We start from the raw sequence: 10,952 nt of genomic DNA on the forward strand, positions 1-10,952 counted from the left end.
GCGCGATCAGCCAGCGGCGCAGGATGTCGAAGGCCACCCCGCTGCGGACATGTCCGATATGCGGCTGACCCTGAACGGTGGCGCCGCACAGGTAAATGGAGACCTGCCCGGCGCGCAGCGGAACGAAATCACGCACGGCACCGGCCGCCGTGTCGTGTAGCCGCAAGCGGGCGCGATCGGTCACGACATGCCAGCTTACCTGGCTATTCCCTGCCTAATTGCCGCGACCAGCGACGGCGAGCGCCCTCCGGCGTCAGGGCCCCGGCGCCTACAGCACGCTTACCCGATTACGGACGACGAGCGCGGTCGCGATGGCGGCCAGCCCTTCGCCGCGCCCGGTCAGGCCCAGGCCGTCGGTGGTGGTCGCCGATACCGAAACCGGCGCCCGCAGCAGGCCCGCCAGAACCTCCTGCGCCTCGGCGCGGCGCGGACCGATCTTGGGGCGGTTGCCGATCACCTGCACGGCAGCGTTTCCCACCCGGTAGCCGTGCCGCGATATCAGGTCGACGACATGGCGCAACATGTCGGCGCCAGTGACGCCTTTCCAGCGCGGATCGTCGACCCCGAACACGGCACCCACATCACCCAGCCCCGCGGCCGACAACACCGCGTCGCACAGCGCGTGGGCCCCCACGTCACCGTCGGAGTGGCCTGCGCAGCCGTCGGCACCCGGAAACAGCAGCCCCACCAGCCAGCAAGGTCGCCCGGGTTCAATCGGGTGCACGTCGGTGCCCAAACCGACCCGTGGCAGCTCGTTCACCGGCGCACAATCGCTTGGGCCAGCAACAGATCCAACCCGGTGGTGATCTTGAACGCCAGCGGGTCGCCACCGACCACCTGAACCTGACCGCCGACATGCTCGACCAGCGACGCGTCATCGGTGAAACCCGCGCCCTGACAGGCGCGGTAGGCGCGCAACAGCAGATCGGTGGCGAAGCCTTGCGGAGTCTGCACCGCGCGCAGGCCCGCCCGCTCCGGCGTGCCCAGGACCACACCGTTGGCATCCACGGCCTTGATGGTGTCATGCAGCGGCAGGGCGGGCACCACGGCGCCGTGACCGGCCCGCAACGCGTCGACAACACGCACGATCAGCCCCGGCGGCGTCAGCGGCCGCGCCGCGTCGTGCACCAGCACGAACGCCGGTGTTTGCGGCCCGGACAAAGCGGACAGGGCCAGGCTCACGGATTCGGTGCGATTCGCCCCACCGGCGACGACCGTGGCCGTGTCACCGAGGATCAGCTTTGCCTCGTCGGTGAGGCCGGGAGGCACCGCCACTACGACGGTATCGACGACCCCGGAGTCCAGCAGGCCCTGAACGGCCCATTCGACAAGGGTTCGCCCCTCGAGTTGATAGAAGGCCTTGGGTACACCGGCAGCCAGCCGTTCCCCCAACCCCGCGGCTGGGACCACCGCGACGACGGTGTCTGAGGCGCCCGTTTCCCCGACCACCGAAGCCTCAGGGTCCTCAGGAAGCGGCGGCCAGAACCTCGTCGAGGATGGTCTCCGCCTTGGCGTCGTCGGTGCTCTCGGCTAGCGCCAACTCACCGACCAGAATCTGCCGGGCCTTTGCCAGCATCCGCTTTTCGCCGGCGGACAAGCCGCGTTCCTGGTCGCGCCGCCAAAGATCGCGCACGACCTCGGCCACCTTGTTGACATCGCCGGAGGCGAGCTTCTCGAGGTTGGCCTTGTAGCGGCGGGACCAGTTGGTCGGCTCCTCCGTGTGGGGAGCGCGCAACACCTGAAAAACCTTGTCGAGGCCTTCCTGCCCGACGACGTCGCGAACACCGACGTACTCGGCGTTATCGGCAGGAACTCGAACGGTCAGGTCACCCTGCGCCACTTTCAAGACGAGATACTCTTTTTGTTCCCCTTTGATGGTCCGGGTTTCAATCGCCTCGACTAACGCAGCACCATGATGCGGGTAGACAACGGTGTCGCCGACCTTGAAGATCATCTGATTCGAGCCCCTTTCGTTACTTCATTCTAACACGGCGGGCCAACACGCGCGAAGCAACGTTGCAGGTCAGGGGCACAACGCGCGCAGACTAGGGGTTGACAGAATGAGCAAGACGTGCAGGGCACACATTACCAACGTCGTCGTTTGACCAGCACGGCGACCCCTCCCGGAGGCCTGCTGTGCTGGTGGGTGCCCTGCGCTACCGCCGACAGGACGTTCCTACTACTGTGCATAGTTGCAAGTTGAACCGCTGTCATGATGGCGCGAGCCCAGCAGGAGGCATCGAGTGAACCGCTTCAAGATCAGCCTCCCGATCCACCTTCCCGCGCGCGTCGCCCGGGTCGCCGTCGTCGGCCTGGTCGCCTTGGTGGCCACCTTGCTCAGCGGTTGCGGAGCCGGTCAGATCTCGCAGATGGCCACCCAGGAGCCCGCCGTCAACGGCAACAAGGTCACGTTCAACAACGTGGCGCTGCGCGACATCCGCATGCAAGCCGTGCAGACCGGCGACTTCCTGCAGCCGGGCCGAACGGTGGACCTGGTGGCGGTGGCCGTCAACCAGTCGCCGGTTATCACGGACAGACTGGTGGGCATCACCACTGACATCGGCACCGTGACGATCGGCGGCGATGGCCGACTGCCCGCCGGCGGGATGCTGTTCATCGGCACGCCCGAAGGCCAGTACGTGGCGCCGGGCCCGCTCGACTCCAACACGGCGGCCAGGGCGACCGTCATTTTGGCCAAGCCCATCACAAACGGCCTCACCTACAACTTCACTTTCAGTTTCGAGAAGGCCGGGCAGGCCAGCGTGATGGTGCCGATTTCGGCCGGATTGGGCCCGCAAAACGTCTAATCCGGTCTGCGCGGGTCCGACGGGCCTGTCACACCGGACTTGTCGCACCATCCCGATACGGTCATGTCGTGGCCAACGCACGCTCGCAATACCGCTGCTCGGAATGCCGCCATGTCACCCCCAAGTGGGTGGGCCGCTGCCAGGAGTGCGGCACTTGGGGCACCGTTGACGAGGTGGCGGTGCTCAGTGCGGTCGGCGGCGGCCGTCGTGCGGGCCTGGCTTCGGCTTCGCGGGCCGTTCCGATCAGTTCCGTCGAGCCTGATATCAGCCGGCACCGCTCGACAGGCATAGCTGAGCTCGACCGGGTGCTGGGAGGCGGCGTGGTGCCCGGTTCGGTCACGCTGCTGGCGGGCGATCCGGGCGTGGGTAAGTCGACATTGCTGCTCAAGGTCGCCCATCGCTGGGCGCAGTCGGGCCGGCGGGCGCTGTATGTCTCCGGTGAGGAGTCCGCGGGTCAGATCCGGCTGCGCGCGGACCGGATCGGCTGCGCAGGAGACGAGGTCTACCTGGCCGCCGAATCCGACCTGCACACCGTGCTGGACCACATTGCGACCGTCCGGCCCGCGCTGGTCATCGTGGACTCGGTGCAAACCATGTCCACCACCGAGGCCGACGGCGTGGCCGGCGGGGTGACGCAGGTGCGTGCGGTAACCGCCGCGCTGACCGCGGCCGCGAAGACCAACGGCGTCGCCTTGATCCTTGTCGGCCACGTCACCAAGGAAGGGGCCATCGCCGGACCGCGCTCGCTGGAACACCTCGTCGACGTGGTGCTGCATTTCGAAGGCGACCGCAACGGCTGCTTGCGGATGGTCCGCGGGATCAAGAATCGTTTCGGCGCGGCCGACGAAGTCGGTTGTTTCATGTTGCACGACAACGGAATCGAGGACGTCGCCGACCCGTCGAACCTCTTCCTGGATCAGCGGCCGGCACCGGTCCCCGGCACCGCCATCACCGTGACGCTGGACGGAAAGCGACCGCTGATCGGCGAAGTCCAGGCGCTGCTCGCGGCGCCGTCCGGCGGCTCGCCGCGCCGCGCCGTCAGCGGCATCGACCACGCCCGGGCCGCGATGATCACCGCCGTGCTGGAAAAGCACGCGAGGTTGACCATCGCCGTCAACGACATCTACCTGTCCACCGTGGGCGGCATGCGGTTGACCGACCCGTCCGCGGATCTCGCCGTTGCGATCGCGCTGGCCTCCGCGTACGCGAATCTGCCGCTGCCCACCACGGCGGTGATGATCGGCGAGGTGGGCCTGGCGGGCGACCTGCGGCGGGTCAGCGGCATGGAGCGGCGGCTGAGCGAAGCCGCACGGCAGGGATTCAACATCGCGCTCATCCCGGCGGGTAGCGACCTTCGGTCGGACACGGTGCCGCCGGGCATGCGCGCGCTGAGCGCGCCCACCATCGTCGCGGCGCTCGAGCACATGATCGACATCGCCGATCACCGCAGCGGCAGGCCTCCCGGGCCGCAACGGCTCCACATCGCTCCGCCGCCGGCCCGCGCGTAGCAGAATGACAAGGTGTGACCCGTCCGACACTGCGTGAGACCGTCGCCCGCCTGGCACCGGGCACCGGGCTGCGTGACGGCTTGGAGCGCATCCTGCGCGGCCGTACCGGTGCGTTGATCGTGCTCGGCAACGACGAGAACGTCGAGGCCATCTGCGACGGCGGCTTCGCCCTCGACGTCCGCTACGCCCCGACACGGCTGCGCGAGCTGGCAAAGATGGACGGCGCCGTCGTGCTGTCCACCGACGGCAGCCGCATCGTGCGGGCCAACGTGCAGTTGGTTCCGGACCCGTCGATCCCCACCGACGAATCGGGAACCCGCCACCGGTCGGCGGAGCGGGCCGCGATCCAGACCGGCTACCCGGTGATCTCGGTCAGCCACTCGATGAACATCGTGACCGTCTACGTCGGCGGGGAGCGCCACGTGGTGGCCGATTCCGCGACCATCATGTCGCGGGCCAATCAGGCCATCGCCACCCTGGAACGGTACAAGACCCGGCTCGACGAGGTCAGCAGGCAACTGTCACGGGCGGAGATCGAGGACTTCGTCACGCTGCGCGACGTGATGACGGTGGTGCAGCGACTCGAGTTGGTCCGGCGGATCGGCCTGGTGATCGACTACGACTGCGTCGAACTCGGCACCGACGGGCGCCAGTTGCGCCTGCAACTCGAGGAGCTGCTGGGCGGCAACGACATCGCCCGGGAATTGATTGTGCGTGACTACCACGCCAGCCCCGAGCCGCTCTCGCAAGCGCAAGTGATCGCCACCCTTGACGAGCTGGATTCCCTGTCGGACACCGAACTACTCGAACTCACCGCTCTGGCAAAGGTTTTCGGATATCCGACGACAACGGAGGCACAGGATTCGGCGCTGAGCCCGCGTGGCTACCGCGCGATGGCCGGCATTCCGCGGCTGCAGTTCGCCCACGTGGATCTGTTGGTCCGGACATTTGGAACGCTGCAGGGCGTGCTTGCGGCCAGCGCCAACGACCTGCGGTCGGTGGACGGCATCGGCTCGATGTGGGCCCGCCACGTGCGGGAAGGCCTGTCGCAATTGGCGGAGTCGACGATCGCCGACCCCTTAACCTGAGAGGCCTTGAGAGGTGTTGGCCCCGATTAACCCGCGGGAGCCGGCGCGGGAGCCGGCGGCGCCTCCGGCGGCGGCGCGACCGCCGGCTGGCCTGGCACCGGGCCCGGCGGCGGTGGCGGCTGATTCAGGATGAACGGAACCGCGAGCGAGCGCAGGTTACCCAGCTGCACGACGAGGTTGTAGGTGCCCGGTCCGATCGCCGGCCGCGGCAGCGGGCAGTGCGGCGACGAGCCCATCCCGGTCCAGGTCACCGCCGTCGTCACCTGCTCGCCCGGTGTGAAGGCCTTGACCAGTGTCTCGTTGGACGGCGCGCAGTCCAGGTTGGACCACAGCCGCTTGTTGTCCAGCGAGTAGACGTAGGCGGCGAGCACGGCGGCTCCGACGTCGCGTTTGCAGGACACCAGCCCGATGTTGGTGACGACCATGGTGAATTTCGGCTGGTCGCCGATGAAGTACTGGGGCGCGTTGGTCAGGCCCTTGACGGCCAGCGTCGAATCGGGGCAGTCATCGCCCTCCTTCAGCACCGGCGGCGGCTGCACCGCGGCGGTGGGTGTGGGCGACTCCGGGTTTTGCCCCTCCGGTGGGGGCGCCGGGGTGGCGCCCTCCTGCCCGGCGGGGAGAGGCGACTGAGGTGCGGGCGAGCCCGGCTTGCCTTGAGCGGAGTTGGCTTTGTCCGCGTTGGCGGGCTTGGCACCCGCGTTGTGGCTCATGAAGGCGATGACCGTGGCGACCACGATCCCGATGACGACGACCGCGATGCCCAGGGCCAGGCCCCTGCGCCGCCAATAGATCTCAGTGGGTAGCGGGCCATGCGGTTCCAGATCCAGCACGTTCACACCGTAGGCCCAGGTCACGCCGATTTGCTCGATCCGCCTCGGCGTGTCGCCGGGTTAGCTGGCCAACCGCCGTGTTAGTGGCGGGCCCAAATCGGGGTTACTCCCGCGCTACTCCCCGATATCGCCGGCGTGATCGAGCAGCACCGCCCGCCCGTCGGCGAGGTGATAGGTGACGCCCGCTATTGCCAGCGTGCCCGCAGCCACCCGCTCTGCGATGGCCGTCGAGCGCGACAATAGCTGCGCCACCGTTTCGCGTACGTGTCGTTCCTCGAACTCGTCGACGCGAGTAAGGCCGTCGCGCCGCCCCATCAGGATGGACGGCGCCACGCGTTCCACCACGTCCCGCACGAAACCGCCCGGTATCGCACCTTCGTTGATCGCGCCCAACGCCGCCTTGACGGCACCGCAGCTGTCATGTCCGAGCACGACGATGAGCGGCACGTCGAGCACCGTCACCGCGAACTCGATGGAGCCCAAGACCGCCGAGTCGATGGCCTGCCCGGCAGTGCGCACCACGAACATGTCACCAAGACCCTGGTCGAAGATCAGCTCGGCCGCCACCCGGCTGTCCGCGCAGCCGAACACAATCGCGGTGGGCTTCTGACCCCCGGTCAGGCTGGCCCGATGCTCGACGCTCTGGCTGGGATGCTGTTGCTTGCCGGCGACGAATCGCTCGTTACCCTCTTTGAGTGCTTTCCACGCGGTTATCGGACTGGTATTGGGCATGGCACATATTGTGCTGTGCCGCAGCCGCCAATGCCTAGTTCACAGCGCATTCCCGCCGACGAACTTTTGACGTGGTACGACCGATCGCGCCGCGACCTGCCCTGGCGAGAGCCGAGCGTCGATGCGTGGCAAATCCTGGTCAGTGAGTTCATGTTGCAACAGACCCCGGTGACCCGCGTGCTGTCGATCTGGCCCGATTGGGTGCGGCGCTGGCCCAGCGCATCGGCCACCGCAGCCGCCAGCCCTGCCGACGTCTTGCGGGCCTGGGGCAAGCTGGGCTATCCGAGGCGGGCCAAGCGCTTGCATGAATGCGCCACCGTCATTGCGCGCGACCACGACGATGTGGTTCCCGACGACGTCGACACGCTGCTGACGCTGCCAGGCGTCGGTACCTACACCGCGCGGGCCGTGGCGTGCTTCGCCTATCGCCGGCCGGTACCGGTGGTGGACACCAATGTGCGCCGCGTGGTGGCCCGCGCGGTGCACGGCCTGGCCGACGCCGGCGCACCATCTGCTGCGCGCGACCACGCCGACGTCGCGGCATTGCTGCCACCCGACGAGATAGCGCCGAAGTTTTCTGTGGCGCTGATGGAGTTGGGCGCAATCGTATGCATCGCGCGGGCCCCGCGATGCGGATTGTGTCCGCTTCGCGAGTGCGCATGGCGACTTGCCGGCTATCCACCCGCACGCAGCCCGGCGCGCCGCGTTCAGACCTACGCGGGGACCGACCGTCAGGTCCGCGGTCGATTGCTAGATGTATTGCGCGCCAACGACTCTCCGGTCACCCGGGCGGAGCTGGACCTGGCTTGGCTGACGGATACCCAGCAGCGCGACCGCGCGCTGGAATCGTTATTGGCCGACGGCCTGGTCACCCAGACGGTCGACGGCCGGTTCGCACTGGTGGGCGAGGGGTAGCCGCGGCCGTGGCCGCGGGTGGCGTCGAGGTAGCCACGCCAGCGCGTCGGCACGAACACCGTCGCCTCGGCGGTGGCCGCCTCGTCCGGGACCGCGGTGCGGGCGGCGGCGTTGAGCTCGCGCAGCACCTCGACCGCGGTGATCAGCGCCGTGACGGTCGGGCTGGCGGTGTTGCCGGTCAGCGGTAGCGCGGCGATCACGGCAGGGGTGAAGGTACGCAGGTACTTGTAGCGTGCGGCGAGCAGGTCGAAGTGCCCATGGTTGCGCTGCCCGCGATCCTCAGGTGGCCGGCGGGCGGCGATCAAGCGCGGCATGCCGACCCGCTGCCGGACGACCCGCCCGGCTTGCTCGTCGGGGACGTTCGGGTCGGCAAGCACGTCGAGGATCTCGTCGAGCAGCCGGGCACGATCCGCCTCGGCCTTGGCGCGGTCGACGAGCCGCTGGGAAAGCTCGTGGCGGGCTCGGGAATCCGCGCCGGCAAGCGCCTGGTCGAGCAGCTGCACGAGCTCGTCAAGCACCTCGACGTAGGTTTCGGCCAGCGTTGCCAACAGGACCGGGTGGCGCCGGTCGACCGCGGCGCGCTGCAACGCCTGATTGGTTGAGCGGCGGCCGATCTCGGCCAGCATGCGCCGCCGCCCCACCGGGAGCCGGGGCAGGTCAAGGCGGTCGGCGCCGTGTTGGCGCAGGAATTCCAGCTTGTCCAGCTCGGCCGTGAGCAGCTCGGGCGTGGCGACGGTGGCCCCGCGGCGCAGCCAAGCCAAGCGAGTCAGGCCCAGGTCGGGGTCGACGTCGAGCAAGCCGTCCAGCTGCATCGGCCTCGGTGGCTGCAGCAGCGGCCCGAGCCGGTGATAGGTCTCGGCGCGAGCCGCGTCGCGTGCCGTGGCCACCCTACGTGTCAGGCTGTCGACAGGTGGGCGGACGATCCGTTCGGCGCGCAGCCAGTCGCAGGCCAACTGGAGCAGGACGCCTGGTGCGTCGTGTTCGAGCGCCCGGGCCAGCAGGAACTCATCGAGCAGCTTGCGTTCGCCGGCGGCGCACAGGCGCCAACCCAGGCGAGTCAGCACCCGGGCGCGGTGTTCTCGGCGCGTGCGTCCCTGCCAGCCGCCGTATTCGGCAAGCAATGCCGACGAGGCACCCTCCGCAATGGCCAAAGCCTCCGCGAGCCGATCCAGTGCTATCGGCGGGCAACCGGCCAGGCCGTCGGGAATCCATCCCAGCCAGGGCAGAGTTGACAGCTGCACGGCAACGCCGAGCCGATTCTCTGCACGGTTGAAGCCCGCCAGCCAGGACAGGTCGTCAGCGGAGAGTGTGAAGTAGGTGACCGCATCCTCGTCGGCGATCTCGCCCGGCCAGCTGCTTAGCCGGGCCAGCTCTGGCTCGGAAAGATAGCGGACCGGCATCTGGCCTCCAAACGGCCCGCGGTTCGGGCCGCCATCGCAGGGACGCTAATCGCGGTCAACGCAGGGTGGCAAGCCCGTCGAGGTGCCGCCCGCAAGGGGATCGCTCATCGGGTCATCCTCTCGTTGAAGCGGCTCGGCGCGGGCCACAGCTCGGGGTGGTTCTCCAGCGTGGAGCCGTTGAGCTTGCGCGGGTAGCAGCGTGCCAGTGCCGCGCCGAGATCCGGCGGTAGCGGCGGCGCGTCGTGGTTTCAGCGCCTCGGCAAACAGCATCCGGTCAATACCTCCGCAGCGGGTCATCACGAGATCAGGCAGCAGTATGCCGATGCGCGGGTCAGTCAGATCTACCTGGCACCAGGAAAGTGATGAAGTTTACCGTGGAGTGATGGCATCTCGAAACATGTTGTTCCGTGCGATGTACCGAGTCGGTTTCACACCGTGGGATGGCCATCCGCTGGCGAAAAGTCTGCACGACCTGGTCGAAGGCAACGGCTCGCCCGCCCTGCCGGCGGCCACCGCACTCGATATCGGGTGCGGTACCGGCGACGCGTCGATCTATTTGGCGCAGCACGGGTGGCAGGTCACCGGTGTGGACTTCGTGCCGAGGGCGCTGGCCAAGGCGCGCGCCAAGGCGCAAGCCCGCCAAGCCTCGGTCAACTTCGTTCAGGCCGATGTCACCCACCTCAGCTCGGCCCGGGGCGTGGGGACCGGGTTTACGTTGATCGTCGACAACGGCTGCTTACATAACCTGACCGACAAGGACCGCGACGCGTGTGTCCGCGAGGTCACCGCGGTGGCAGCGCCGGACGCGCTGCTGTTGATCGGCGGGCTTGATCCCGGTGAGCAATTTGGCGTCCGCGGCATCACTCGGGCCGAAATCGAACGCCGCTTCACTCCCGCGTGGACGCTGCTGTCCGCTGGCGACGCACCGGAAATGGCCCGCTTTGGCAAGGGCCACTACTCCCTCTTACAGCCCCGCCAGTAAGCCATCAGACGCAGAATCGCAGCCACGCTTGGCGTGTCTACGCGATTCCGCCTCTGCTCGCTGCGATTACGACGTCAGCGACTCCGGTGGCAGGAACCGGTCGCCGTACTTGGCGGCCAGCTCGCGAGCGACCCATTCACGACGGGTCGTCGGCGTCCACGGTCCCCGGCGCGGAACAGGAAGCGAATCGTTTCGCCGCCGCGTTTTTGATGCCACGAAGCAGGCCCCATATGGGCCGACGCCCCGATTTCCGCCGCCCGACGTGACGGCAAGAAATCGAGTTGACGGCAGATGACGGCAAAGACGCGGATCTTGATCGCTGTCGAGATCGCGACACGTCCCGTGAACTGCGCCTTTGTGGAGCCTCCTGTCAGGATTGAACTGACGACCTTTCGCTTACAAGGCGAGTGCTCTACCACTGAGCTAAGGAGGCCGGTTTTGACCGGTGTCAGCCTAACGGCTCACTCGTCGTGGTCGATGACGCGCTGGGAACGCACAGTCCGCGGCGGCGAGCGCCGTGACGGGCGGCGGCCCGGCAACGGAATCCGGTCGGCGATGTTGCTGAGCGGGTTGACCACCATGGTCAGCGATATCACGGCATCCTGCAGCGTTGCGATGGCCGGTTCCAGTGCCTCCATCCCCGGTGCCAGCCGGCTGAGCGTGTCGGCGACGGCGGCGAGCTGCTCAAGC

10 protein-coding genes, 1 tRNA gene and 3 pseudogenes are annotated in these 10,952 nt (G+C 68.0%); 5 read left to right on the top strand and 9 right to left on the bottom strand.

Annotated features, from left to right (window positions below; all coding sequences use genetic code 11):
* The 4 genes and pseudogenes from ACLP4W_RS22485 to carD form a co-directional block, all read right to left on the bottom strand.
* Nucleotides 1-184: pseudogene (locus tag ACLP4W_RS22485) on the bottom strand (cysteine--tRNA ligase); the annotation flags it as partial.
* A gap of 84 nt (nucleotides 185-268) precedes the next feature.
* Nucleotides 269-760, bottom strand: coding sequence for a 2-C-methyl-D-erythritol 2,4-cyclodiphosphate synthase (ispF, locus tag ACLP4W_RS22490; RefSeq protein WP_442389630.1), 492 nt, complete (start codon nucleotides 758-760; stop codon nucleotides 269-271).
* Entirely contained in the window at nucleotides 757-1,449 is a 693-nt protein-coding gene (ispD, locus tag ACLP4W_RS22495; protein ID WP_442389631.1) for a 2-C-methyl-D-erythritol 4-phosphate cytidylyltransferase, read from the bottom strand. Before ispD ends, ispF begins: the two co-directional genes overlap by 4 nt.
* A gap of 16 nt (nucleotides 1,450-1,465) precedes the next feature.
* Nucleotides 1,466-1,954: an RNA polymerase-binding transcription factor CarD gene (gene carD, locus ACLP4W_RS22500; RefSeq protein WP_007166539.1), complete on the bottom strand. Its 489-nt coding sequence runs from the start codon at nucleotides 1,952-1,954 to the stop codon at nucleotides 1,466-1,468.
* A 304-nt stretch (nucleotides 1,955-2,258) separates the two neighbouring features.
* On the opposite strand from carD, the gene ACLP4W_RS22505 reads away from it, so the two are divergent.
* From ACLP4W_RS22505 to disA, 3 genes are all read left to right on the top strand, one after another.
* Nucleotides 2,259-2,807: a hypothetical protein gene (locus ACLP4W_RS22505; protein ID WP_442389637.1), complete on the top strand. Its 549-nt coding sequence runs from the start codon at nucleotides 2,259-2,261 to the stop codon at nucleotides 2,805-2,807.
* A gap of 68 nt (nucleotides 2,808-2,875) precedes the next feature.
* A complete protein-coding gene (gene radA / locus ACLP4W_RS22510; RefSeq protein WP_442389632.1) occupies nucleotides 2,876-4,315 on the top strand; it encodes a DNA repair protein RadA in 1,440 nt (479 codons plus the stop codon).
* A gap of 14 nt (nucleotides 4,316-4,329) precedes the next feature.
* The gene (gene disA / locus ACLP4W_RS22515; RefSeq protein ID WP_442389633.1) at nucleotides 4,330-5,403 is read left to right on the top strand and encodes a DNA integrity scanning diadenylate cyclase DisA; all 1,074 of its coding nucleotides are present in this window, start codon (nucleotides 4,330-4,332) and stop codon (nucleotides 5,401-5,403) included.
* Between the two features lie 26 nt (nucleotides 5,404-5,429).
* Here disA and ACLP4W_RS22520 read toward each other — a convergent pair whose 3' ends face one another.
* A complete protein-coding gene (locus ACLP4W_RS22520; RefSeq protein ID WP_442389638.1) occupies nucleotides 5,430-6,233 on the bottom strand; it encodes a hypothetical protein in 804 nt (267 codons plus the stop codon).
* Nucleotides 6,234-6,347: 114 nt separating this feature from the next.
* A complete protein-coding gene (locus tag ACLP4W_RS22525) occupies nucleotides 6,348-6,965 on the bottom strand; it encodes a carbonic anhydrase (protein ID WP_442389634.1) in 618 nt (205 codons plus the stop codon).
* Between the two features lie 30 nt (nucleotides 6,966-6,995).
* On the opposite strand from ACLP4W_RS22525, the gene ACLP4W_RS22530 reads away from it, so the two are divergent.
* Entirely contained in the window at nucleotides 6,996-7,880 is an 885-nt protein-coding gene (locus ACLP4W_RS22530) for an A/G-specific adenine glycosylase (RefSeq protein WP_442389635.1), read from the top strand.
* A gap of 887 nt (nucleotides 7,881-8,767) precedes the next feature.
* On the opposite strand, the pseudogene ACLP4W_RS22535 reads toward ACLP4W_RS22530, so the two are convergent.
* Nucleotides 8,768-9,280 (bottom strand): annotated as a pseudogene (locus ACLP4W_RS22535) (DUF4158 domain-containing protein); the annotation flags it as partial.
* A gap of 382 nt (nucleotides 9,281-9,662) precedes the next feature.
* On the opposite strand from ACLP4W_RS22535, the gene ACLP4W_RS22540 reads away from it, so the two are divergent.
* Nucleotides 9,663-10,262 (top strand): class I SAM-dependent methyltransferase, encoded by a 600-nt coding sequence (locus ACLP4W_RS22540; protein WP_442389636.1) that lies wholly within the window; start codon nucleotides 9,663-9,665, stop codon nucleotides 10,260-10,262.
* Between the two features lie 358 nt (nucleotides 10,263-10,620).
* Here ACLP4W_RS22540 and ACLP4W_RS22545 read toward each other — a convergent pair.
* Nucleotides 10,621-10,695 (bottom strand) — tRNA-Thr (locus tag ACLP4W_RS22545).
* A gap of 28 nt (nucleotides 10,696-10,723) precedes the next feature.
* Nucleotides 10,724-10,952, bottom strand: a pseudogene (locus tag ACLP4W_RS22550) (hypothetical protein); the annotation flags it as partial.

This window comes from Mycobacterium sp., assembly GCF_052145595.1.
GTDB lineage: Bacteria > Actinomycetota > Actinomycetes > Mycobacteriales > Mycobacteriaceae > Mycobacterium.